Origin of the sequence: Ewingella sp. AOP9-I1-14 (assembly GCF_052375995.1) — a bacterium.
Classification (GTDB): domain Bacteria; phylum Pseudomonadota; class Gammaproteobacteria; order Enterobacterales; family Enterobacteriaceae; genus Ewingella; species Ewingella allii.
Genome location: NZ_JBQSVA010000003.1, coordinates 433657 through 458004 on the forward strand (window position 1 = coordinate 433657; position 24348 = coordinate 458004).

Annotated in this window: 17 protein-coding genes; 12 read left to right on the forward strand and 5 right to left on the reverse strand. The window is 55.0% G+C overall.

All coding sequences use genetic code 11. The annotated features are described in order from the left end of the window. The first annotated feature begins 159 nt into the window (after positions 1-159). Together bglX and pdeR are read left to right on the forward strand one after the other, a co-directional pair. Positions 160-2457: a beta-glucosidase BglX gene (bglX, locus tag ACT3RT_RS11875; protein ID WP_496203014.1), complete on the forward strand. Its 2298-nt coding sequence runs from the start codon at positions 160-162 to the stop codon at positions 2455-2457. 160 nt (positions 2458-2617) lie between these two features. Then, positions 2618-4627, forward strand: a complete 2010-nt coding sequence (gene pdeR / locus ACT3RT_RS11880) for a cyclic di-GMP phosphodiesterase (RefSeq protein WP_496203015.1) — start codon at positions 2618-2620, stop codon at positions 4625-4627. A gap of 46 nt (positions 4628-4673) precedes the next feature. On the opposite strand, the gene ACT3RT_RS11885 is transcribed toward pdeR, so the two are convergent. Next, positions 4674-5540, reverse strand: coding sequence for a crotonase/enoyl-CoA hydratase family protein (locus ACT3RT_RS11885; RefSeq protein WP_485902072.1), 867 nt, complete (start codon positions 5538-5540; stop codon positions 4674-4676). 411 nt (positions 5541-5951) lie between these two features. Between ACT3RT_RS11885 and ACT3RT_RS11890 the strand changes: the two genes are divergently transcribed. Beyond that, positions 5952-7988: an oxidoreductase gene (locus ACT3RT_RS11890; RefSeq protein ID WP_496203016.1), complete on the forward strand. Its 2037-nt coding sequence runs from the start codon at positions 5952-5954 to the stop codon at positions 7986-7988. Between the two features lie 267 nt (positions 7989-8255). Here the strand turns inward: ACT3RT_RS11890 and ACT3RT_RS11895 are convergent, their stop codons facing one another. Together ACT3RT_RS11895 and rlmG are read right to left on the reverse strand one after the other, a co-directional pair. Continuing rightward, positions 8256-8987, reverse strand: a complete 732-nt coding sequence (locus tag ACT3RT_RS11895; RefSeq protein WP_485902068.1) for a phosphoribosyltransferase — start codon at positions 8985-8987, stop codon at positions 8256-8258. A 74-nt stretch (positions 8988-9061) separates the two neighbouring features. Then, positions 9062-10213: a 23S rRNA (guanine(1835)-N(2))-methyltransferase RlmG gene (gene rlmG / locus ACT3RT_RS11900; protein WP_496200806.1), complete on the reverse strand. Its 1152-nt coding sequence runs from the start codon at positions 10211-10213 to the stop codon at positions 9062-9064. 138 nt (positions 10214-10351) lie between these two features. Here rlmG and ACT3RT_RS11905 point away from each other — a divergent pair, with 138 nt between their 5' ends. The 8 genes from ACT3RT_RS11905 (at position 10352) to ACT3RT_RS11940 (ending at position 17515) form a co-directional block, all read left to right on the forward strand. Further along, positions 10352-10858, forward strand: coding sequence for a M48 metallopeptidase family protein (locus ACT3RT_RS11905; RefSeq protein ID WP_496203017.1), 507 nt, complete (start codon positions 10352-10354; stop codon positions 10856-10858). 112 nt (positions 10859-10970) lie between these two features. Beyond that, on the forward strand, positions 10971-11951 hold the full coding sequence (locus tag ACT3RT_RS11910) for a Gfo/Idh/MocA family protein (RefSeq protein WP_485902064.1): 981 nt from the start codon (positions 10971-10973) through the stop codon (positions 11949-11951). 23 nt (positions 11952-11974) lie between these two features. Further along, positions 11975-12721 carry a glutamine amidotransferase gene (locus ACT3RT_RS11915; protein ID WP_353500715.1) on the forward strand — a complete coding sequence of 249 codons (747 nt, stop codon included), beginning with the start codon at positions 11975-11977 and terminating at the stop codon, positions 12719-12721. A 369-nt stretch (positions 12722-13090) separates the two neighbouring features. Continuing rightward, complete coding sequence (locus ACT3RT_RS11920; RefSeq protein ID WP_034795384.1) at positions 13091-14062, forward strand: TerC family protein; 972 nt, start codon at positions 13091-13093, stop codon at positions 14060-14062. A gap of 125 nt (positions 14063-14187) precedes the next feature. Continuing rightward, positions 14188-15399, forward strand: a complete 1212-nt coding sequence (gene sstT, locus ACT3RT_RS11925) for a serine/threonine transporter SstT (RefSeq protein WP_496203018.1) — start codon at positions 14188-14190, stop codon at positions 15397-15399. A gap of 68 nt (positions 15400-15467) precedes the next feature. Beyond that, the gene (locus ACT3RT_RS11930) at positions 15468-15692 is read left to right on the forward strand and encodes a type II toxin-antitoxin system prevent-host-death family antitoxin (protein WP_496203019.1); all 225 of its coding nucleotides are present in this window, start codon (positions 15468-15470) and stop codon (positions 15690-15692) included. Positions 15693-15792: 100 nt separating this feature from the next. Continuing rightward, positions 15793-16746 (forward strand): extracellular solute-binding protein, encoded by a 954-nt coding sequence (locus ACT3RT_RS11935; protein WP_496203020.1) that lies wholly within the window; start codon positions 15793-15795, stop codon positions 16744-16746. A 43-nt stretch (positions 16747-16789) separates the two neighbouring features. Continuing rightward, a complete protein-coding gene (locus tag ACT3RT_RS11940; protein WP_496203052.1) occupies positions 16790-17515 on the forward strand; it encodes a molybdate ABC transporter permease subunit in 726 nt (241 codons plus the stop codon). 42 nt (positions 17516-17557) lie between these two features. On the opposite strand, the gene ACT3RT_RS11945 is transcribed toward ACT3RT_RS11940, so the two are convergent. Both ACT3RT_RS11945 and mgtA read right to left on the reverse strand, forming a co-directional pair. Next, entirely contained in the window at positions 17558-19951 is a 2394-nt protein-coding gene (locus ACT3RT_RS11945) for a beta-N-acetylhexosaminidase (protein ID WP_496203021.1), read from the reverse strand. A 131-nt stretch (positions 19952-20082) separates the two neighbouring features. Beyond that, positions 20083-22797 (reverse strand): magnesium-translocating P-type ATPase, encoded by a 2715-nt coding sequence (gene mgtA, locus ACT3RT_RS11950; protein WP_496200810.1) that lies wholly within the window; start codon positions 22795-22797, stop codon positions 20083-20085. Between the two features lie 437 nt (positions 22798-23234). Between mgtA and treR the strand changes: the two genes are divergently transcribed. Further along, complete coding sequence (gene treR, locus ACT3RT_RS11955; RefSeq protein WP_496203022.1) at positions 23235-24185, forward strand: trehalose operon repressor TreR; 951 nt, start codon at positions 23235-23237, stop codon at positions 24183-24185. The last annotated feature ends 163 nt before the right edge of the window (positions 24186-24348 follow it).

The following is a 24348-nucleotide window of genomic DNA, read 5'->3' on the forward strand; positions in this document are numbered from 1 at the left end:
ATAAGTCGTTTTTGCAGAAAACTATTCATTGCTAATAATTGAGGCGACGTATTAGATTCTCACGCTATAGTTTTCTTATAATGATCATTACCTTGTTCGCGTTCTGGCTAGGGGCTGTCATTAACCTAAGCCGCATGTTTTTTGTCTGAAGGATATTCGATGAATACGCATCACCTGATTGGCGCGTTGGTGTTAATAGCAGGTTCTACCTCGTCGTTTGCTGAGCAAGCGTCGAGCATTCCCCAAAATCAGACAAAAGAGCGGGATGCCTTCGTCTCTCATCTGATGACCCAAATGACGCTGGACGAAAAAATCGGCCAGCTTAACTTAGTCAGCGTTGGTCCCGACTACCCGAAAGAAGCCATTATGGCTGACGTTCGCGCCGATAAAGTTGGCGGTATGTTCAATACCGTGACCAAACCTGACATTCGCCGCATTCAGGATCAGGTACAGCACAGCCGCCTGAAAATCCCGCTGTTCTACGCCTATGACGTGGTCCACGGCCAGCGCACCATCTTCCCTATCAGCCTTGGTCTTGCCGCCAGCTGGGACATGCAAGCCGTCGCCACCAGCGCGCGTATCTCTGCCATTGAAACCGCGGCCGATGGCCTGAACATGACCTTCTCACCGATGGTCGATATCACCCGCGATCCGCGCTGGGGCCGCGTCTCTGAAGGCTTTGGCGAAGACACCTACTTAACATCGCGCCTGGCCCACGAAATGGTCAGCGCCTATCAGAATAACGATCCGTCCGCCCCTGACAGCGTAATGGCCAACGTGAAGCATTTCGCGCTGTACGGCGCAGTAGAAGGCGGCCGCGAGTACAACACCGTGGACATGAGCCTGACGCGCATGTTCAACGACTACATGCCGCCGTATAAAGCCGCGCTTGATGCAGGCGCGGGCGGCGTGATGGTGGCGCTGAACTCGGTGAATGGCATTCCGGCGACCTCCAACCCGTGGCTGTTGCAGCAAGTTCTGCGCGACCAGTGGAAATTCAAAGGTTTAACCGTTAGCGATCACGGCGCTATCGGCGGCTTGGTCAAGCACGGCGTGGCCGAAGATGACCGTCAGGCCGCCGCCATGGCACTGAAGTCCGGTGTCGATATGGACATGGCCGACGACATGTACGGCAAGTACCTGAAAGGTTTGGTTGCCGACAAGATTGTTAGCGTCAAAGAGATTGACCGCGCGGTGCGTAACGTACTGAATGCTAAGTGGGATATGGGCCTGTTCATTGATCCGTACCGCCACCTTGGCCCGGCATCGAGTGACCCGGTTGATACCAACGCAGAAAGCCGTTTGCATCGCAAAGAGGCGCGTGAAGTGGCGCGTACCTCACTGGTATTGCTAAAAAACCAGAACGAAACCCTACCGTTGCAGAAGAAAGGCACCATCGCCCTGATTGGTACACTGGCCGACAGCCAGCGTGATGTCATGGGAAGCTGGTCCGCTGCCGGTAAAGCCAACCAGACCGTCACCGTGCTGCAAGGTATGAAAGACGCGATTGGCGACAAAGCCACCCTGCTGTATGCCCGTGGCGCCAACATCACCAACGATCAAAACATCGTCAACTTCCTAAACTCCTATGAGAAACAGGTGGTTAACGACCCGCGCCCAGCGCAGGAAATGATTGATGAAGCCGTGAAAACCGCCGAGAAAGCCGACGTCGTGGTTGCGGTAGTGGGGGAAGCTCAGGGCATGGCGCACGAAGCGTCCAGCCGCACTGAGTTGAACGTTCCGCAAAGCCAGCGCGACCTGCTTAAAGCGCTGAAAGCCACCGGCAAGCCGCTGGTGATCGTGCTGATGAATGGCCGTCCACTGACCCTGACGTGGGAAAATGACATTGCCGATGCCATGCTAGAAACCTGGTTCAGCGGCACAGAAGGCGGACACGCCATTGCAGACGTGCTGTTCGGCGACTACAACCCGTCGGGCAAACTGCCAATGACCTTCCCGCGCTCTGTTGGTCAAATCCCGTTATACAACAGCGAGTTGAATACTGGCCGACCACGGAATCCGCAGAGAGAAGATAAATACACCTCGCGCTACTTCGACATCACCAATGGCCCGCTCTTCCCGTTTGGTTATGGTTTGAGCTACACCCAGTTCAGCGTCTCTGATATTTCATTGTCTTCGACCACCATGAGTGCCACGCAGCCACTGACTGCCAGCGTGACGGTGAAAAACACCGGCAAACGCAGCGGCGCGACCGTGGTACAGCTCTATCTGCGTGACCTGACGGCCTCTATCAGCCGCCCGGTTAAAGAGCTCAAAAACTTCGAGAAAATAAATCTGGCGCCGGGTGAAGAAAAAGTCGTTACATTTGCGATCAATGAAAAAGATTTACGTTTCTTCAATGACAAGCTCAAATGGGCCTCTGAACCGGGCAAATTCAATGTATTCATTGGATTGGATTCGCAGGATGTGAAGCAAAGTAGCTTCCTGCTGAAATAACTGCCGCAGAGAAGGTGATGGCGCGCCGCGTGGAGCGCCATCGCTGGTAATAAAAATCATCTAAAATCAAGAGCGGGCCTCTGTTCTCAGGGCCCGCGCTTTTAATTGCACGTTGCTTAACATTGTCAGATCAGGTTGCTGGTGACACGGAGAAACTTTCATGAAAGACGCTCAAGATGACTCCATTTTATACCTGCATTTTGGTACACCGCGCCCCTACTGGCGGTTAAGTTCAGATAGCAACGCATTAGAACTCTCAGCGGAACAGGGCGTGACCAACGTCGCCGTTTCCCTCACCAGCCTGCAAGCCGCGCGCATTCGCGAACTGACGGGCATCACCTCTTGCTTCACCATTGACGTCGCGCTGTTCGGCGTGCCGATTTGTCTCTATTTGGTTGGCCGTAAGGTAGACAGCAACGTTTGGGCGGGCACCGCCTCTGATTTCGAAGATACCGCGTCCGTGGCGCACGACCTTGAAGTGGGGCTGACCTTCGCCGAACAGGTAGTGTCCGAAGCCAACTCGGTGATCGTGATTATCGATCAAGACGGCAAAGTGCATCGCTTCAACCGTCTGAGCGAAGAGTACACCGGCCTACGCGAGCAGGACGTGATTGGCCGCAGCGCCTACGACATGTTTATGTCGATGGAAGAAGGCATCGCCTCTCGCCAGAACATCACCGGCTTCTTTCAAAAAGAGCAGTCATACGAAGTAGAACGCTGGATTAACACGGTAAAAGGCCAGCGGCTGTTCTTATTCCGCAATAAATTTGTCCACAGCGGCAGCGGAAAACAGCAGAAATTCCTCATCTGCTCCGGCTCTGACATCACCGATGAGCGCATGGCGCAGGAACGGCTGCGGGTCTTAGCCAATACCGATCTCATCACTGGCCTTGCCAACCGCAACGCCCTGCAAGACCAGCTGAAAAGCGCGCTGGAACTGCGCGGTAACACCTCTATCGGACTGATTTATCTCGACTTAGATAACTTCAAAAAAGTGAATGACGCCTACGGACACATGTTTGGCGATCGCCTGCTCAAAGAGGTGGCTCACGCCATTCAGGGCTGTTTAGAAGACACCGAAACCCTGGCGCGACTGGGCGGTGACGAATTCATTATTCTTAGTACCCAAGCGTCGGTCGAAAAGCTGGAAGCCATCAGCCAACAGATCCTCGGCCGCCTCAAAGCCCCTTTCCGCATCGGGTTAATCGAAGTTTATACCGGCTGCTCAAGCGGCATCGCGGTCTGCCCGCAGCACGGAACAGATGCAGAAAGCCTGATCCGCAACGCTGATACGGCCATGTACGTGGCGAAAGAGGCGGGCAAAAACGCGCACTGCGTGTTCTCACCGGAGATGAACAAAAAAGTTTCCGAATACATGTGGCTCGACACCAACCTGAGAAAAGCCCTCGAGGAGCAACAGCTGAAGCTCTATTATCAGCCGAAAATCTCCAACAATGGCGAAGTAAAGAGTGTCGAAGCCCTGCTGCGCTGGCACTCGCCCGAGCGCGGCGTGATTCAGCCACAGAGCTTTATCTCCTACGCCGAAGAGTCCGGCCTGATTGCGCCGCTAGGCAAATGGGTTATCGAAACCGCGACCCAACAGGCAACCGAGTGGCAGAAGAAAGGGCTGAATTTGCGCGTGGCGGTGAATCTGTCAGGCCGCCAATTAAACAGCAGTTCGCTGGTGTCGGATTTTACCGAGGCGATGCAAAACGCCGGAATGACTCAATGCATGCTGGATTTTGAGCTGACCGAAAGCTGCCTGGTGGAAGATGAAAAATCGGCCGTCACCATGATCAATCAACTGCATAAGTTGGGCGCGGAAGTGCATCTGGACGATTTCGGCACCGGCTACTCTTCCCTGTCGCAGCTGGCGCGGATCCCGCTGGATTGCATCAAGCTGGATCAAAGCTTTGTACGCGGTATTAATCATAATTCAGTGTCGCAGGCGCTGGTCCGGGCTATCGTTGCCGTAGCAAGAACCCTGCAATTGACCGTTGTTGCCGAAGGGGTTGAAACCCATGAAGAAGAGCGGCTGATTGATGAAATTGGCGTAGATAGCAAACAGGGCTATCTGTTTGCCAAACCAATGCCCGCCGATGAGCTCGAGCACTGGCTTGTGCAGAAAGCAATTGCTTCACCCGGTAGTTTGAACAACGTTACGCGCTAGTCGTCAGTCACAGCGTCTGGCGGCGCTAACGACAATCATGAGCAGACTAGCCGGATTTACGCAGAGAAGCCGTATGGCGGTTTTGCAACATCACCAGACGCTCCATGTACGCCACATCTTTCTCCTCCAGCGTAAACGCTGAATCTACCCAATCTTCCGTGATATCCATCAACTCGGAGCGCGAAAGCTTTAGCACTCTCTGGCGCGCCCGCAGCATGGCCCGAATGCCGTTTAACTTTGGTCGCATCGTATCGATAAAAGTACGGGTTGCGAGAAAGCCTTCGCCGGGCTGGAACACCACATCCACCAGCCCCCGGCTTTCAAACCATTCCGCAGAGTGCGACTCGCCGGTTGAGATCAGCTCCTCCGCCAGACGCATTCCCGCTTTGCGTGAAACCAGCGAATAACCGCCCATGCCGGGGAACAGATTAAAGGCAATTTCTGGGAATCCCATCCGGGCGGTGTTTTGCGCTAAGACATAGTGGTGCGCCAGCGCGGCCTCAAAACCGCCACCCAGCGCCGATCCCTCAATCATCGACAGGCTGATGGCGCCTACGTCAAAGCCGCGCGCAGCGGCGTGTACACAGTCAATGCAGGCTCGCGCATAGGCGCGCAGTGCCTCACGCTTATTATTGAGAATGGACTCAACAAAAAAGCTTAAATCTCCTCCTACATTATACATATTAGGCACCAGCGATCCGGTTACCCAAAAATCAAAACGCAGACCCGAGGCTTTCGCCGCATAGGTCAGTTTCATAATGTCTTCAATTAAAGGCTGATTAAAACATGGGCGCGGGAAGGCTTTTAGCATCATCCACATCACATTTCGACCCTCTTCATAATAGGCCGCTATTTGTGATAAATGCCCAGCTTCGGTGAATGGACGGCATGCCGTATGGTCAATAAGATTCATAGTTTATATCCAGGTTGGAATGGTAGGTTGGGTGAAGCAGCACCAGCCTAGACCAGCCACCACCTGAACTGAATCGATTCGAAGCGCGACTATAAAAATAATCTTATTACTCTTAAATAATGTCTTTTATATAAACCGGTAGAAATTAAATAGGGGTAACCACGGTCTTATTTTTATTTCGTTGGGAAATTATTGGCACAGGGAATAAATGCTTTTTAATACTCTTCATAAGACAAAGCCTGCTAATAAATTAATCTCAATGCATAAGCGTCGATGGACATTATTTGTTGTTTTTCCGACATCGGATGATCTTTATGAAGTGCATCACATTCGGCACCACTCTCCTTTCCAATCTGGCGTTCTGCGGCTAAATTGACTCTTATCTCATCCGACCACTTAAGGGTCTGACTTATGACCGAACACAACGCGCCGTTTTATCCTCACCTGTTAGCCCCGCTGGATTTAGGCTTTACCCAGCTGAAAAACCGCGTGCTGATGGGGTCAATGCATACCGGGCTGGAAGAGTTGGAAGAGGGGCCGCAGCGCATGGCAGCTTTCTATGCCGAGCGTGCCGCCGCGGGCGTGGGCCTGATTGTCACCGGCGGCATCGCCCCCAACGCGCAAGGCGTGGTCTATCGCGGCGGCTCGGTGCTCAACCAGCAGCAGCAAATCGCCCATCACCAAGTTGTGACGGAGGCAGTTCATCAGGCTGGCGGGAAAATCGCCTTGCAGATCCTCCACGCCGGGCGTTACAGCTATCAGCCCAACCCCGTGGCACCATCGGCGTTGCAGGCGCCAATCAACCGTTTCTCCCCGCTGGCGCTGACTCACGAACAGATTGAAGAGACGATTGCCGACTTCGCCAAGTGCGCTGCGCTGGCGCAGCAGGCCGACTATGACGGCGTGGAAATCATGGGTTCAGAGGGTTATTTGATTAACCAGTTTTTGGCTGCGCGCACCAATCAGCGCAGCGACCAGTGGGGCGGCAACGCGCAAAACCGCATGCGTTTCGCCCTGGAGATAGTGCGTGCCGTGCGCCAGACCTGCGGGCCACACTTCATTATTATCTATCGCCTGTCGATGCTGGATTTAGTGGAAGAAGGCTCGAACTGGGAGGAGATAGAAGCCCTCGCCAAAGGCATTGAGCAGGCCGGTGCCAGCATCATCAACACCGGCATTGGCTGGCACGAGGCGCGGGTGCCGACCATCGCCACCATGGTGCCGCGCGCAGGGTTTAGCTGGGTGACGCGCAAGTTAATGGGCAAGGTGAACATTCCGCTGATCACCACCAACCGCATTAACGATCCGCAGGTGGCCGAAGAGCTATTGGCTAACGGCTGCGCGGATATGGTCTCCATGGCGCGCCCCTTCCTCGCCGACCCGGCCTTTGTGCAGAAAGCCGCGCAGGGCCGCGCAGATGAGATAAACACCTGTATTGGCTGCAATCAGGCCTGCCTGGACCAGATTTTTGTCGGCGAACTCACCTCCTGTCTGGTGAATCCGCGCGCCTGCCGCGAAACCGAAATGCCGCTGATCCCGGCCCAGCACGCCAAACGTCTGGCGGTGGTTGGCGCTGGCCCGGCGGGGCTTTCCTTCGCTATCACGGCCGCCAGTCGCGGGCATCAGGTCACCCTGTTCGACGCCAACAGTGAGATTGGTGGGCAGTTTAATATCGCCAAGCAAATTCCCGGCAAGGAGGAGTTTTACCAGACGCTGCGCTACTACTCGCGCCAGTTAGCTATTTTGCAGGTGACGCTGCGTCTGGGCGAAAAAGTGGATGCCAGCCAGCTCAATGGCTTCGATGAAATCGTTTTGGCGTGCGGCATACTTCCCCGTCTGCCCGAAATCCCGGGGATAGACCACCCGAGCGTGCTGACCTATCTCGACGTGCTCAGAGATAAAAAGCCGGTTGGCCGACGCGTCGCCATCATCGGCTCCGGCGGCATTGGTTTTGATACCGCCGAATATCTGGTGCAAAACGGCCCTTCGGCCAGTCTCGACAGCCGCGCTTTCAGCCACGAATGGGGCATCGATCAAAGCCTCACCCAACGCGGCGGATTGAGCGCCGACGGCCCGCAAGCCGAACCGGCGGCGCGGCAAATCGTGCTGCTGCAACGCAAAACCAGCAAAGTGGGAGCGAACTTGGGCAAAACCACCGGCTGGATCCACCGCGCCAGCCTGCTGCAACGCGGCGTGAAGATGTGGAGCGGCGTGACCTATCAACGCATTGATGACCAAGGTCTGCACATCGTGCGCGACGGCGCGGAGGAGTGTCTGGCGGTGGATAACATCATTATTTGCGCGGGTCAGGAGCCGCAGCGTGACTTGCAGGTTCCCCTTCTGGCAGCCGGGAAAATCGTGCATCTGATAGGTGGCGCAGAGATGGCCATGGAGCTAGACGCCCGCCGGGCGATTGATCAAGGAACTAGATTGGCGATGGCGATTTAAGTGCGAAAAAAAAGCCGCTTGCGGCGGCTTTTTAATCTACTGAAAGTCTGTTTTCAGACACCAGTATGCATTTTTACAACATTGCCAGTTGGAGAATGTCGCTGCCATTCATCAAGTGTTAATTTTGTCGCTTACCGACTGGACCAACACTAAAGTGCCTGCGCGAACCCACAACCCTCGCGAGTTGCTTCATATTTAAAGAGCCAAGGGCGTATGTTGGCTCTGAAAGAAGTCTACGGCAGCCATGGCTTAATTGCAAACCATCGTTCATAAATCACTCAACAAACAGACCCCTTGGTTACAAGCCACCTTGACCTCAAGCAGTGCATCTCGCGCATTCAAAAGCGTTGTTCCTGTCGAAAGTAAATCATCGCTTAAAATGACCGTTCCTCCCACTAAGGGCGCAAAATCGAAATGCGGATTTAGCTTAAGCGGACGGAAATATTCGCGGATATTGTTTTCGACTTTCTTCATTGAAAACAGAGTATTGGGTGGTACTTTCGCCAGTTCAGCTAATACTCGATTCACATCAGACTTATGTCTGCTTTTAGGAACAACATGGCGAGAATGGTAGTCCGCCAAGATCTCAGAGGCGGTTCTTTTGGAGAAAGCACTATTGATTAGAACTGCGCCAAGTTTTCGCGCTATACGCCGCGCAAACTGCTCAGCCACCCTTGAAGAGGACGGCATCGAGAGAACATAGGGATAGGACCAACCGTTGAGGGTTTTATCAACAATTGCTGAAAACGTTGGTTTGAATTCAAGCAGGCTGGCATAGCTCAATGTAAAACCATGCATATTCTTCAAACCGTAAATCAAAGGGTTACCATCGCGGCGGTCATCGCCTTGCTTAGTACGGGTATAGATACTGAAGATATCCAGTCGCGGGTTCTTCCCCACTTTGGATTTTTTGGGATTTAAATGGATGGCCGTGATGACACGGTGCTCATGAGTGGCATTAAAGGTGACATCCTTGTTTGCAGAAACATCAATTCCCACAACGTTCTCCTGAAACACCTTCTCAGTGCTTTCATCCTGAAATTCACCAAGAAGGCATTCTAAAAATTAAAAACCTACCCTCTAGCCGCCGACTTCACCGCGCGCAGAATAACGAATTTCTGATTGGTGGCGATGGTGGTGCAGTTGCCGAACAGGCGGCGCAGCTTCTGGTAGTAGTCCAGATGACGGTTACCGACGATGCGCAGCTCGCCGCCGGTTTGCAGGCAGCGCTTGGCGTCGCAGAACATGCGCCACGCGGTGTCATCGCTGATCACCGTACCCTGGTGGAATGGCGGGTTGCACAGCACGGCGTGCAGGCTTTCGCGCTCAACGCCGGCCAGCATGTTATTCACTTCAAACTGACAGCGGCTGATATCTTCCGGCAGGTTATTTTCGACATTCAGCTTGCTCGACTCCACCGCCATGTATGACTCATCGACAAACAGCATCTCTGCATCTGGATTCAGCGCCAGCGCGGTCATGCCGATCACGCCATTGCCACAGCCTAAATCAGCAATCCGCCCTTCAATGCCTTCCGGCAAATGTTGCATGAAGAAGCGCGCGCCAATATCCAGCCCGGTGCGCGAGAACACGTTGGCATGGTTGGTGATGCGAAATTCGCTGTCATCCAGCGCCCATTCGGTGGTAACAGGCTCGGCGGCTTGCGCAGGCAAAGTCGGCTGGCAGTGAATCAGGCGAGCCTTCTTCCACGCCAGCGTGGTTTTAGTCTGACCAAGAATCTTCTCGAACAGCTGTAGCGTGGAGGTGTGGATGTCACGCGCCTTGGCACCGGCGATAATCTGCGTGTCCGGCGTCACCACTTCGCGCAGGGCAATCAGCTGTTGCTCCAGCAGAGCCAAAGTTTTTGGTATCTTGATAACCACCAGGCCCGGATTAATAGGCAGTGGGACCAGACTGCTTTGCTGGGCGACGCGGCTTTCGTCGAAATGGTTCAAACGCAGGTTATGGCGCGTTGCCAGCTGACTCATGAAGGAGTCGCTGATGCTGGTCGGTTCGAACTGTTGCAGCGCGCAAGCCAGCGTGCCGAAAGCATCGTTAAAGATCAGGACAGGACGGCCATTGAGCGCGTCGGTGGTCAGGGTTTGCAGCAGATATTCGTCCGCAGCTTCCCATGCCTGCAACTGCGTCGCCGCCTCATCTTGCGGGTAACGTTCCAGTTCCAGTTGCAGCAGTTGATCACCTTGTTCGAGTTCGAATTGGCTCATTGGCCCTCCTCATTATTCAATTTGCGCTGTTTATCCCTTAAATTGGGCTATCAGTAAAATGTTTTTTCAGTTAAAAAGGCTTTATCTGCCGCCTTTGCGGCACTCTTTTTGGATCAATGAGAGCTAAAGCAAACAGTTATGCCTGAATTGACCTATCTACAAGGTTATCCCGAGTCGCTACAGGCTCAGGTACGCCAATTGATTGACCAGCAGCGTCTGGGGCAAGTTTTGCTGTCGCGCTATCCGCAACCGCACGAACTCACCACCGACAAGTCGCTGTATCAGTTTACGCTGGACCTCAAGAATCAATATTTGCGCAGCTCGTCGCCGCTGAGCAAAGTCGCCTATGACAATAAAATTCACGTCATGAAGCACGCGCTCGGCCTGCACACGGCCATTTCGCGGATTCAGGGCGGAAAGTTGAAGGCCAAGGCTGAGATCCGCGTGGCGACGGTATTCAAAACCGCGCCGGAAGCCTTTTTGAGAATGATCGTGGTGCACGAGTTAGCGCACCTTAAAGAGAAAGAGCACAATAAGGCATTTTATAGCCTTTGCTGTCATATGGCGCCCGACTACCATCAGCTAGAATTCGACACACGCATGTACCTGACGCATCTGGAGTTATTCGGGAAACTTTATCAGTGATACTGATGGTGCGTGTTTCTCAAAATACACCATACCTACCCAAAATCATTCGGATTGCATCAAGGCAAATAACGCCGAGGCGGTTCGAAGGATGAAGGGGATTGGAGCAACCATGATTCGTTTTGCAGTTATTGGAACTAACTGGATCACCCAGCGCTTTATCGATGCCGCTCATGAGAGTGGCAAAATGAAGCTCACTGCGATCTATTCCCGCACGCTCGAAGGTGCTAAAGCCTTTGGTCACGATTATCCGGTGGAGCACTATTTCGACTCGCTCGACGCCCTCGCCGCCTCGGACGAAATCGACGCGGTGTATATCGCCAGCCCGAATTCGATGCACTGCCAGCAATCTTTGCTGTTCCTGCGCCATAAAAAGCACGTGATTTGCGAAAAGCCGCTGTCGTCGAATCTACAACAGGCCGAAGAGATGATTGCCTGCGCCACCGAAAACAACGTGGTGCTGTTCGAAGCCTTTAAAACCGCCTATCTGCCGAATTTCCTGCATATGAAAGGCGCGCTAAATCGCATTGGTAAGCTGCGCAAAGCCATTTTCAACTACTGCCAATATTCGTCGCGCTACCCGCGTTATCTGGCGGGTGAGAACCCAAATACCTTCAATCCGGCCTTCTCCAATGGGTCGATTATGGACATTGGCTATTACTGTCTGGCGAGCACGGTTTCCCTGTTTGGCGAACCCCTTTCAGTTCAAGCCTCTGCCACTCTGCTGGAAAGCGGCGTCGATGGTCAGGGCACCGTGGTGCTGCAATATGCCGATGATTTCGAGGTGGTGATTAACCATTCGAAAATCGCTGACTCCCATCTTGCCAGTGAGATCCAAGGAGAAGAAGGCACCTTGCAGATGGAGAAAATCTCCGAATGCCAGACACTTAGCCTGACGCCTCGCGGCAGCCAAAAGTTAGATCTCACCCAACCACAGCACATCAACACCATGCTGTATGAGGCTGAAACTTTTGCGCTGCTGGTCGATAACCAGTTCGTAGGCCATCCGGGGCTGGAAGTTTCGCGTATTACCGCCAAGCTGCTCACCGAAATCCGCCGCCAGACCGGCGTGGTTTTCCCGGCAGATAAATAGACGACATGTGAGTGGGAGTTGAGATGAGCGCAGCCAATCTGAAGCCATTGCTGATTTTACAAACCGGCCACGCACCGGGGCCGATTCAGGACGTCCACGGCAATTTCCCGCAGATGTTCCTGCGTCAGGGGGACATCAATCCCCAGCAGCTGCAAATTGTCGATCTGCAGGCGGGCGAACGCCCCCTGCCGCCGGAAAACTACTGCGGCGCCATCATCACCGGCTCGCGCAGCATGGTGACTGAGCATCTGGACTGGAGCGAAGCCGCCGCCGACTGGGTGCGTCTGGCGATGCTGCAAGAGCTGCCGCTGTTTGGCGCTTGCTACGGGCATCAGCTGATGGCCTATGCATTGGGCGGCGAAGTGGATTATCTGGCGCAAGGTATTGAAGTCGGTACTTTGGACATCGAACTCACGCCGAGCGGCCATCTCGACCCGCTGTTGTCGCACCTGCCCGCTCGCTTCGCGGCAAACCTTATACATCTGCAAGCCGTGATCACCCCACCCGCCTGCGCCACGGTGCTGGCGCGCTCCTCCGTCGACCCACACCAGATCCTGCGTTACGGCCCGAACGCCATCAGCACGCAGTTCCATCCTGAATTCTCGGGTTCTGTGATGAAAACCTATCTGGAATGGCTGGACGCGCAGGCGTTTGAGGATAACGTCAACTATGCTGAGAAATTGCAGCAACTCAGTGACACGCCGCTGGCTCAGGGGCTATTGCTGTCGTTTGTTGCGGCGCTCGGCAAGCGTAATGCGCTAGCAGGCTAAATATTTCATAATGTGTCAGAATGTTTGACTTTAGACACGGGTTGGATTACTTTCTGCCATGCAAAGGGGAGTAACTTCTTCGTCGGATAATCGTCATTACGGTGTCTGGACCCGCGCTGTCACAGCGCACGTCTCAGCCACCCGGTTTCCGGGCAATCCAGCTATTTATTTCATTCAAAATATTCATCGAGTGAATAGCATCTATGTGAAGCATTTGAGTAGCAGGTACCCCTGCAGCTCGAAGGATAAAGCATAGTGGGTTGTAAGTGAGACCTTGCCGTCAGGCGAGGTTTGCTTATAGCTCAATAAGAGCGGCTAACGTCTTCTGACGTGGCCGTTTTTTTTTGATGTTTTTTCGAGGATAACAGAATGATGAATTCCGTAGGCAACCCGATGCTCTGGGGCAGTTTTGCCGTCGTCGTGGTTATCATGCTCGCCGTGGATCTGTTCTTACAGGGACGCAAAGGCGCGCAGGTGATGACCATGAAAAGTGCCGCGATGTGGTCGCTGGTGTGGATTGGCCTGTCGCTGCTGTTTAACTACGGCTTCTGGTGGTACCTGAACGGCGAGTTTGGCCGCGAAGTGGCGGACAAACAGGCGCTGATGTTCCTCACCGGCTATCTGCTGGAAAAAGCGCTGGCGGTGGATAACGTCTTCGTCTGGCTGATTCTGTTCAGCTACTTCTCTGTTCCGGCAAACCTCCAGCGCCGCGTGCTGGTCTACGGCGTGCTGGGCGCGATTGTGCTGCGTACCGGGATGATTTTCGCGGGCAGCTGGTTAGTCGGTCAATTCAGTTGGATCCTCTACGTCTTCGGCGCATTCCTGCTGTTTACCGGCATCAAAATGGCGCTGGCAAAAGAGGATGATGGCGAGATTGGCGAGAAGCCGATGATCCGCTGGCTGCGCAGTAAAATGCGCATGACCGATGAGCTGCACGGCGAGAAATTCTTCGTGCGTCGCAACGGCCTGCTGTTCGCCACGCCGCTGCTGCTGGTGTTGATTATGGTGGAACTCAGCGACGTGATTTTCGCGGTAGACAGTATTCCGGCTATCTTTGCCGTGACCACTGACCCGTTCATTGTGCTGACCTCCAACCTGTTTGCCATCCTCGGCCTGCGCGCCATGTACTTCTTGCTGGCTGGCGTGGCGGAACGTTTCTCGATGCTGAAATACGGTCTGGCGGTGATTCTGATTTTCATCGGTATCAAGATGCTGCTGCTCGATGTGTTCCATATTCCGGTCGGCGTATCGCTTGGCGTGATCGCGACCATTTTGGTAACGACGCTGCTGATCAATACTTGGGTCAATCATCGAACTGACCGCGCAAAATTAGAAAAATAAGCGGGCATAGCTCGCAATATGAGAAGCCAAAACGGGCACCACGAAGTGCCCGTTATTTTTTAAGCTAGATTCTGCTAGGCCACCTCTCAGGATTGGGAAAGGTGCAACACTACAAGGAAAACAACATGCAAAAACAATCAACACCATCGCTGTTTCAACGTATCCTGCACGCAAGTTTGGTTAAACAAATCCTCTTCGGCCTGCTGGCTGGTATTGCTCTGGCGTGGCTTGCCCCGGCAGCTGCAACCTCCGTCGGGCTGCTCGGCAGTTTGTTCGTCGGCGCATTAAAAGCCGTCGCGCCGCTGCTGGTATTGGTACTGGTGACTGCCTCGATCATGAACCACCCGCTGGGCCGTAAAACCGTGCTTGGCCCTATCCTGTTTCTCTACCTTTTCGGGACTTTCTCGGCGGCGCTGATCGCCGTGGTGGTCAGTTTTATGTTCCCTTCGACGCTGGATCTGAAAATCGCCGATGTCGCCATCACCCCGCCGGGCGGTATTGTCGACGTGCTGAAAGGACTGATCATGAGCATCGTGTCGAACCCGTTCCGCGCACTGATTGATGCCAACTATATTGGCATTCTGGCTTGGGCCATTGGTCTGGGGCTGGCTATGCGCCACGCGGCTGACACCAGTAAGACGATGATTAGCGATGTGTCTGAAGCCGTGACGAAAATCGTTCGCGTGGTGATTCGCTTTGCGCCGCTGGGTATCTTTGGCTTGGTGGCAGAAACCCTCGCCACCAGCGGCTTTGGCGCGCTGTATGACTATGCGCACCTGCTAGTAGTGTTGGTGGGCTGTATGCTGCTGGTCGCTCTGGTCTTCAACCCGCTGATTGTGTTCGCAAAAACCCGTCGTAATCCTTATCCGCTGGTCTTCGCCTGCCTGCGCGAGAGCGGCGTCACCGCCTTCTTCACCCGCAGCTCGGCCGCCAACATTCCCGTGAACATGAACCTGTGCCGCAAAATGGGGTTGGATGAAGACACCTACTCCGTCTCTATTCCTCTTGGCGCAACCATCAACATGGCCGGTGCGGCAATCACTATCACTGTGCTGACGCTGGCGGCGGTCACCACGCTGGGTATTGAAGTGGATATCCTCACCGCGCTGCTGCTCAGCGTGATGGCGGCGGTCTGCGCCTGCGGTGCCTCCGGCGTGGCAGGCGGCTCGCTGCTGCTGATCCCCATGGCCTGTAGCCTGTTTGGCATTCCCAATGACATCGCCATGCAGGTGGTCGCCGTCGGCTTTATCATCGGCATCATTCAGGACTCGGCAGAAACCGCGCTGAACTCCTCCACCGACGTTATCTTTACTGCGGCGGCATGCCAGAAGGTGTGACACAATTTATGCGCTCATTATTCATTGAAGAAAATGAGCGCACTTCTTAAACAAATAGGGACATTTATATGAGAAGCATTAGTTGTAGCAAAGCGAAGAAAAACCTTTCAGCCATGATGACGCGAGTCACAACGGAACAGGCACCTCTTACCATAACGCACCAAAACTGCGCACCTTGTGTATTGATGCCCTTGGAACTTTTTGATTCTCATGAGGAAACGGCTTATTTATTGCAATCGACCGCCAATGCTAAACACCTTATGAATTCTATAGATGAACTTCGCGCCCAGTAGAAGATAGCCTTGTCCATATCGTCCCGTTGAATTCAGGTTTATAAATCTGTCGCAATGATGGATTATCGTTATGCTTCTAACTATATAACGGATAACTATCATGACGCTGTTCATTTCGCTCGCCACTTTTTCTGGCAAGAAAATCCTGACTGCCGCTGCCCTGCTTCTTAGCCTTACCGCCGTGCAAACCGCCAATGCCGCTGACGACTTCCGCGTGACCTACGCCGGTTCGATGGGCGTGGTGATGGACAAACACCTCGGGCCGACTTTTGCCGAGCAGAACCACGTCAATTATCAGGGTCAGGGCCAAGGGGCTTATGGCATGGCGAACCTGCTGGCGTCGAAGAAAGTGGTGGCAGACGTGTTTGTCTCAATCACCCCCGGCCCGATTGAAGTGCTGAAAAAAGCCGGTCTGGTGGACTCTGCCGTGCCGGTGGCGAGCACCAGCATGGTTATCGCCTATAACCCGAAAGGCAAATACGCCGAGGCTTTCAACGCCATTAAACAGCAGAAATCGGGCACCGCGCCGTGGTGGAAAGTGCTGCAAACGCCGGGCCTGAAATTTGGCCGTACCGACCCAACCACTGATCCACAGGGCCAGAACATTATCTTCACCATGATGCTGGCAGAGCGTTATTACCAGCAGCCGGGGCTGACCAAAACCGTGCTGGGTGACACTCTAAATCAGCAACAAATCTCCGGCGAAGGTGGATTATTAACCCGTCTGGAAGCCGGGCAAGTAGATGCTGCCTCGGGCTATGAAAGCGCCACGCGCTCGGCGGGCCTGCCTTACATCAGCCTGCCGGATGAGATCAACCTGAGCAATCCGCAGATGGAAACCCCGTGGTACAGCAAGGTGAGCTTCAACATCACTGACCCGCAGGGCAAGAGCAAAACCATTAAGACCGAGCCGCTGGTATTCTACGCCGCCGTGCTGAAAAACGCGCCGCACCCAGAGATGGCAAAAGCCTTTATCAGCTTCCTGCAAAGCGACAAAGGTCAGGCGCTGTTAGAGCAAAACGGTTACGGCAAGCCAAAAGGCGGAGCGCTGTAAGGTGCGTTTATTCTGGCTATCCGTGCCGTCGCTGGCGTTGCTGATGGTTCCTTTTGTCACGCTGGCGGTGCTCACCCCTTGGTCAGATTTCCACACCGCCTACGGTGACGGTCAGGCCGTCGCCGTCTCTCTCGGCCTGAGCATGGTGTCGATTCCGCTGATTATTGCCTTGGGATTGCCACTGGCGCTGTGGTTGGCGCGCACTCAGCATCGCTGGCGCAGTCTGGTGGAAGTCGCGGTGCTGGTGCCGTTGCTGACTCCGCCGCTGGCGATGGGCATTCTGCTTATCTCGGTTTACGGGCCTTATGGCTCGATTGGTGAAGTGCTGAATGCCGTCGGCGTGTCGCTGAACAACAATGCTCCGGCCTTTGTACTGGCGCAGGTTTACGGCGCGCTGCCCTACTTTGTGCTGTCGGCCAGAGTGGCTTTTGAAAATGTCCCGAGGGATATCGAAGAGGCCGGGCAAACGCTGGGCGCCTCGCCGCTGATGGTGTTCTGGCGGCTCACGCTGCCGGTCGCCGCGCGCGGTTTAGCCGCCGGGCTGGCGATTGCTTGGGTGCGAGTGATTGGTGAGTTCGGCATCGTGATGGTGTTCTGCTACTTCCCGCAGGGGATACCGGTGAAGCTGTTTATCAATCTGCAAAATGACGGCGTGGGGTCGATTTACCCGCTACTGTGGATTCTGCTGGCCACCACCCTGCCACTGCCTTTGTGGTGCTTGATGCGGGCAGGCAAGCCACGCCAAGAGCTGCCGCCCGAGCCTGCCTGATAATAAGATTGCGCCGCCGCGTGTTCCCGGCGGCACTTTCCCTTACTTCACGCCCTGCAGCAGTCTTTCCAGCGGATAGACCGCCGCGATCACCAACTCATCCTGAATCTGCGCCGCGCCGTCCAACTGGGCCTGCGCCTGCTGGCGCTCTTCTGCGGTGATACTCTGGCCTTTCTGGATTTTATCCAGCCATTGCAGCCCCAGCTCGGACAGCTTGCCGAGCTGCTCCGCCACCGGCTGTACCGGCTTCAGCACGTAGTTTTGCGCCAGAATAGGCTGAACCTGCGCGGTATTGGCCTGCCACAGCGTCAGTTGATTGCGAATGGCGGCGGCGGCCTGTGCGTCTTTGCTGTCAGCCAGCAGAGTTTTAACCTGATTATCCAACTCGCGCACCGCGTTGCTCTCCGCAGGGAGCGCGTCCACCAGGCGATTCAGTGGCTCAAACTGGGTGTAGTTTCCAGCCTTAAATTTCAGGTGCTGGCGAGTGTAATACTGCGCTGGCTCGAGGGCCGAGGAGAGGGTCAGCAGCGGCGTGATGTCGCTGCTATTGGCCAGACGGGTCATCAGGCGGGTGGTTTCGGCATGCTGCTGTAGCCCGACCGACACCGCCGACCAGGCATCCACTTTCGCCAAACGCTGATACATGTTGTTGACATCTTTCACATCCTCGGCGGACCACAGGCGTTCGGCAACCACAAAGCCGCGCGGCCACAGCTTCAGATCGAGAATCTGCGAGGTGATATTTTCCTGCCACAGCGCGGCTTCTCCGCCGAGAATGTTTTTCATTGCTTTGGCGTCTGGCACCACTGGCGGCGTGCCCTGCGGCGTTTCGCCAAGCTGGCTGCCGGTGGCCGGATAGCGCGCGTTGCCAATCAGGAAATAGCCGTCGAATTTGCCGTCTTTCAGGGTGAGCGCCGGGCGGGTGTCGCCCATCCACGTGTCTACCGCGAAGCTGACTTTGCCGTCATTCTGCCAAACGATATCGCGCACCGCACGGCGGGTTTTGCCTTTGAAATCAATGAATCCGCGCCAACCCTGCTTGCCTTCAATCAGGGTAAAGCTGCCGTCTACCGCGCTGCCTTTCAGGCGCGGCATGGAGAATGCCCAGCTCTGGGCTTTTTCACCCTCGGCGACGTTTTGCTCCACGCCAAGCGGCTGCGGCAGGATTTCATTGCGATAGTGGTAGGCCGAGCTTTGCGGCTGGTCGAGGTAGAAGCCGGTGGAAAGGATCCCCTGATACCCCTGCTGCGCGCTGGCCCCCAGCGAGTCCGGCCCCTGCCATGACTGGATCACAATGTCGTGCGGCAAGTCGGGGTGGAAAATCTCATCCCAGCCCACCATCTGGCGATGATGCTGATGCAAAATCTCCTGCAAACGCTTGTTGAACGCGGCCTGAAGTGCGTGGCTGTCGGCAATATTATGCTTCTTCATGTAAGCCTGAATCGCCGTGGAATTCACCCACTGGGTGTCTTTCACTTCATCGCCGCCAATATGCAAATAGGGGTCGGGGAAGATGGCGGTCAGCTCGCCGACGATGGTGTCGGCAAACTGGTAGACCTGCTCGTTAGACGGGTCGAGCGTCGGCTCATGCACGCCCCACTCGCGTTGCATCTGGTAAGGGCCGGGGGCGCTAATCAGCTCAGGATAGGCGACGGCAATCGCTGAGGCGTGGCCCGGCATATCGATTTCCGGCACCACGCGGATGCCCAGCGAAGTGGCGTAGGCCACCACCTCTTTCATTTCGGCCACGGTGTAAAACTCGCCGTCACTGGCTAACTGTTGCAACTTCGGATAGTGCTCTGAGGCGAAGCGCCAACCCTGATCGTCAGTCAGATGCCAGTGCAAAACGTTCAGCTTGGCGGCGGCCATCCCGTCGAGCTGGCGCTTAATGGTGCTTATCGGCAGGAAGTGCCGCGCGGAGTCCAGCAGCACGCCGCGCCACGCAAAGCGCGGGTTATCGTGAATTTTCACCAATGGCAGGAAAGTGTTTTCGCCGTCGTTTTGCAGCAATTGCAGCAGGGTTTCCATGCCGTGCAGCGCGCCAAATCGGCTGTTGGCGGTAATGGTCGCGCCCTGCGGCGTGACGTCAAGGTCATAGCTTTCGTCGCTGTCGGGCTTCGGCAGGGCGTCTACTTTATGTTTGATCACTACCTGAATTTTGCTCTGCTTGCCGTGAGTCGGCTGCGGCTGGAGCGTCCAGCCTGTCTGCTGTTCAATGCGTTCACGCCAACGCTGGGGGATCGCGCCGAGATTGTCTCCACTCACCGCCACCGACAGACTGTTGTCCACCACCCATTTCCCCGCCTGCGGGGCCACTTCAACCTGCTGCGGCCATGGCATAAGGGGCAAATTCCCGGCGGGAGCGGCCAAGGACGAGGAGCTGACAGCAAGGAGTAACGACGAGGCAAATAAGGAACGACGGAATGGCAATGGCATTGGCAAGATCCCTTAGAGGTAAAGCAGACTGACATAGCCTGCTGAATCGTAAAGGATTAACTATAGCCTTTGTGTAATAAAAAGGCGGTGATTGAGTTAACAATCACCGCCTTAATGTTAACAACTCACCGTTACTGCCAGCCGTAGCGGCGAACGAACCAGCCTTTCACTGTCTGAGTCAGCACCATGTAACCCGCCAGAATCAGGATCAGCCACGGGAAGTAGCTCAGCGGCAGGGCCTGCAATTGCAGGAATCCGGCGGCTGGCGTGTAGATCAGGCCGATGCCGGTAACAATCACCAACAGGGTCATCACGCACAGCGGCCACGAGGCGCGGCTCTGGATAAACGGCACTTTGCGGGTGCGGATCATATGCACAATCAGCGTCTGCGACAGCAAGCCTTCGATAAACCAGCCGGACTGGAACAGGGTCTGCATTTCCGGCGTGTTGGCCTTGAACACCCACCACATCAGGCTGAAGGTCAGAATGTCGAACACTGAACTGATCGGCCCGAAGAACACCATAAAGCGGCCAATATCCCCGGCGTTCCAGTTCTGCGGCTTGGCGAGCTGCTCTTCATCCACGTTATCAAACGGGATAGCCACCTGAGACACATCATAAATCAGGTTCTGAATTAACAGGTGCAGCGGTAACATTGGCAAGAACGGCAAGAAGGCGCTGGCAACCAGCACGCTGAAGACGTTACCGAAGTTGGAGCTGGCGGTCATCTTGATATATTTCAGCATGTTGGCGAAGGTCCTACGCCCTTCGGTCACGCCCTGCTCGAGCACCATCAGGCTCTTTTCCAGCAAGATGATGTCGGCCGCTTCTTTGGCGATATCCACCGCCGAGTCTACCGAAATGCCGATATCCGCCGCGCGCAGCGCCGGAGCATCATTGATGCCGTCACCCATAAAGCCCACCACGTGGCCTTTGTCGCGCAGCACGCGCACGATGCGTTCTTTGTGCATCGGGGTCAGTTTGGCGAACACCGTGGTGCTCTCCGCCGCCGCCAGCAGCTGGGCGTCATCCATGCTTTCGATATCGCTGCCAATCAGGATCTCATCCACTTTCAGCCCGACGTCTTTACAGACTTTACGTGCCACCAGCGGGTTGTCGCCGGTAAGAATTTTCACCGTCACGCCTTTGTTTTTTAAGGCTTTCAGCGCAGGCGCGGTGCTCTCTTTTGGTGGGTCAAGGAAGGCAATGTAACCGGCCAGAATCAGGCTGGATTCATCATTAATGCCGTAACCCTGGGTGCGCGATGGCATCACTTTGTGCGCCACGGCGACCACGCGTAGCCCCTGCTGGTTGAGGTCGTCGGTAATACGGCGAATACGCGCCAGCAGCACATCGGTCAGCGGCACAATCTCACCGTTGAGCTGCACTAAGGTGCAAATCGACAGCATCTCCTCCAGCGCGCCTTTGCAAATCAGGCGATGGCTGTCGGCATGGTCAGACACCACCACTGACATACGGCGGCGGTCGAAATCAAAGGGGATCTCATCGACTTTCAATGAGTTGAGCGCATTAGCGATATCACCGCGATCCAGCACCGCCACGTCGAGCAGGTTTTTCAGGCCGGTCTGATAGTGGCTGTTGAGCCACGCCAAGTGCAGCACTTCATCACTGGTGACGCCGAGCACATCGGTGTGGCGCTCGAGAACGATTTTATCCTGCGTCAGGGTGCCGGTTTTGTCGGTGCAGAGAATGTCCATGGCGCCAAAGTTCTGAATGGCGTCCAGACGCTTAACGATAACCTTCTGTTTTGAAAGCTTAACTGCCCCTTTCGCCAGCGTCGAAGTGACAATCATCGGCAGCATTTCTGGGGTCAGGCCCACGGCCACGGAGAGCGCAAACAGCGCCGCTTCCCACCAGTCGCCCTTGGTGTAGCCATTGATCACCAGCACGATAGGGGTCATCACCATCATGAAGCGAATCAGCAGCCAGCTGACCTTGCTGATCCCAGCCTGGAAGGCGTTCGGCTGCGTCTCTTCTTGCGTTACGCGCTCGGCCAGTTGGCCAAACCACGTTTCGCCGCCGGTGGCAATCACAATGGCCATTGCCGTGCCGCTGACCACGTTAGTACCCATGAAGCACAGGGTGTCTTGCTCCAACGGGTCGGTATTGGCGGGCATGCGGCTGTTGGCCTGCTTCTCGACCGGCAGGGACTCCCCGGTCAGCGCGGCTTGGCTGATAAACAGGTCTTTGGCCGACAGAATGCGCAGGTCGGCGGGGATCATGTCTCCGGCGGAAAGCTTAATCAGGTCGCCCGGCACCAGCTGGCTGATAGGCACTTCGCAGGTTTCACTGCGGCCAGTTTCAGCATCGCTACGCAGCACGGTGGCGGTGTTGCTGACCATGGCTTTCAGCGCGTCCGCCGCGCGGTTCGAGCGCGCTTCCTGAATGAAGTGCATCAAGGTGGAGATCAGCACCATCGCGCCAATCACCAAGGCCGCCGTCAGGTCGTCAGTGGCGTAAGAAACCAGCCCCAGCACGGTGAGCAGCAGGTTGAACGGGTTGCGATAGCAGTGCCACAGGTGCTGCCACCAAGGGGCGGGCTGCTGGTCGTCAGTCTGGTTGAAGCCCACGCGCTCGCGGATAGCCTCGACCTCGGGGCCGGTCAGCCCTTCAGGATGACTGCCAAATTGCAGATAGAGCTGATCTTCCGTCGCGCGGGCGCACTTCAGGCTATGATTGGCCATGCTGGCAGGGATTTCCTGCGTTTTGCCGCCGTGCACATTTTGTTGCAATGCATCACCCAGCAGGGGATCACGGCGAACCAGACGGCGTGGTAAGTTACGGCTTAGTGCATTTAGCAGCCGTTGAGTAATAGTTTTGAACATCGTTCGACCCTTTGTTGCGCCCAGAATCTAAAATTTAGGCATGGCAAAAGCAAAACCCGCCCCACTGCAACACGCAGGCGTGGCTAGCCCGTGCAGGGGATTGGATAAATTAAAATTGGGGGGACGAACGAAAATCGATCGCCACCGCTTACCTGTACAGCACTTTTTCAAGCGTTAGTGTCACGGTAAGCAGTAGCTAAAAAGCGGATGCTTACCGGATCACAACGGACCTACAGAATTGGGGTCGGGTCCCATTAGGTTTTCATCTCCGGTAAGGAACGTTTAGGAAAAGATACCCGTCCGGTATTACAATTCATCGGCTGAGCAAAACCATCAGCTCATCGGCAAATTGGTATACAGCGGTTATCAAACGCCCGCAGTTTACGCTGGTTAACTGCAACCAAACATAAACCTGATCAATCATTAGCGCTAAAATCATGCAAAATCGCCTGACCATTAATGACATTGCCCGCCTGAGCGGGGTCGGTAAATCTACCGTTTCACGCGTGCTAAACCATGAAGGCAACGTCAGCCCACGCACGCGCGAAAGGGTGCTGGCGGTGATTGAGCAGCATAATTTCAGCCCGTCGAAGTCGGCGCGGGCGATGCGCGGGTTCAGCGATAAGATTGTGGCGATCATCGTGTCGCGCCTTGATTCTCCCTCTGAGAATCAGGCAGTGCGCGCCATGCTGCCGCTATTTTACGAGCAGGGTTACGACCCTATTGTGATGGAAAGCCAGTTCAGCGCCGAACGGGTGCAAGAGCATTTGCAGGTGCTGAAGCAGAGAAATATCGACGGCGTGGTGCTGTTTGGCTTCTCCGGGTTAGAAGCCGCGATGCTGCAAGGCTGGCAGGACAATCTGGTGATGATGGCGCGCGAAATGCCGCAGTTTTCTTCGGTTTGCTATGACGACGCGGGCGCGGTGCGGCTGCTGATGGACACCCTGCTGGAGAAAGGCCATCGGCAGATAAGCTTTATCGGGGTTTCGCCGCAAGATACCACCACCGGCCAACTGCGTTTTCAGGCTTACCAAAGCTACTGCGCGGAACACGGCCTGACGCCGCATATGGCGCTGGGCAAACTGAACTATGAAAGCGGCTTCGAGCTGATTTCTCAAGTCTTGCTCCCTGAGACCGACGCGGTGATTTGCGCCTCCGACACCATTGCGCTCGGTGCACAGAAATACCTGCAAAAACAGAACGTTAGCGGCGTTCAGGTGTGCGGCATTGGTAACAACCCCCTGCTCCGCTTCCTCTTCCCTAATACCTTCTCGGTCGAGCTGGGTTATGGCAAGGGGGGCGAATCCGCTGCCCGCCAATTACTCACCCAACTCAGCCAAAAAACCGACTTAAGGCAAATTATTATTCCCGGCCAATTGGCCAGCTGAATACCTCACTTTGAGTCATGCAGAAAAATTGTGATCTACCGCTTAAAACCGGGAACGTTCCCAGACAAGTTCCCATAGGTTTGGCTATGCTAAAGGTCGAAATGTACCCTAACGACAATCACAATATCCCTAGCGTCCTTGGCTCCTCCTTAGCGTCAGGTAC

Bases quoted from the DNA above. Each gene is read 5' to 3' on its own strand.
- bglX (WP_496203014.1), top strand. From the start codon at position 160: ATGAATACGCATCACCTGATTGGCGCGTTGGTGTTAATAGCAGGTTCT.
- pdeR (WP_496203015.1), top strand. From the start codon at position 2,618: ATGAAAGACGCTCAAGATGACTCCATTTTATACCTGCATTTTGGTACA.
- ACT3RT_RS11885 (WP_485902072.1), bottom strand. From the start codon at position 5,540: ATGAATCTTATTGACCATACGGCATGCCGTCCATTCACCGAAGCTGGG.
- ACT3RT_RS11890 (WP_496203016.1), top strand. From the start codon at position 5,952: ATGACCGAACACAACGCGCCGTTTTATCCTCACCTGTTAGCCCCGCTG.
- rlmG (WP_496200806.1), bottom strand. From the start codon at position 10,213: ATGAGCCAATTCGAACTCGAACAAGGTGATCAACTGCTGCAACTGGAA.
- ACT3RT_RS11905 (WP_496203017.1), top strand. From the start codon at position 10,352: ATGCCTGAATTGACCTATCTACAAGGTTATCCCGAGTCGCTACAGGCT.
- ACT3RT_RS11910 (WP_485902064.1), top strand. From the start codon at position 10,971: ATGATTCGTTTTGCAGTTATTGGAACTAACTGGATCACCCAGCGCTTT.
- ACT3RT_RS11915 (WP_353500715.1), top strand. From the start codon at position 11,975: ATGAGCGCAGCCAATCTGAAGCCATTGCTGATTTTACAAACCGGCCAC.
- ACT3RT_RS11920 (WP_034795384.1), top strand. From the start codon at position 13,091: ATGATGAATTCCGTAGGCAACCCGATGCTCTGGGGCAGTTTTGCCGTC.
- sstT (WP_496203018.1), top strand. From the start codon at position 14,188: ATGCAAAAACAATCAACACCATCGCTGTTTCAACGTATCCTGCACGCA.
- ACT3RT_RS11930 (WP_496203019.1), top strand. From the start codon at position 15,468: ATGAGAAGCATTAGTTGTAGCAAAGCGAAGAAAAACCTTTCAGCCATG.
- ACT3RT_RS11935 (WP_496203020.1), top strand. From the start codon at position 15,793: ATGACGCTGTTCATTTCGCTCGCCACTTTTTCTGGCAAGAAAATCCTG.
- ACT3RT_RS11940 (WP_496203052.1), top strand. From the start codon at position 16,790: ATGGTTCCTTTTGTCACGCTGGCGGTGCTCACCCCTTGGTCAGATTTC.
- ACT3RT_RS11945 (WP_496203021.1), bottom strand. From the start codon at position 19,951: ATGCCATTGCCATTCCGTCGTTCCTTATTTGCCTCGTCGTTACTCCTT.
- mgtA (WP_496200810.1), bottom strand. From the start codon at position 22,797: ATGTTCAAAACTATTACTCAACGGCTGCTAAATGCACTAAGCCGTAAC.
- treR (WP_496203022.1), top strand. From the start codon at position 23,235: ATGCAAAATCGCCTGACCATTAATGACATTGCCCGCCTGAGCGGGGTC.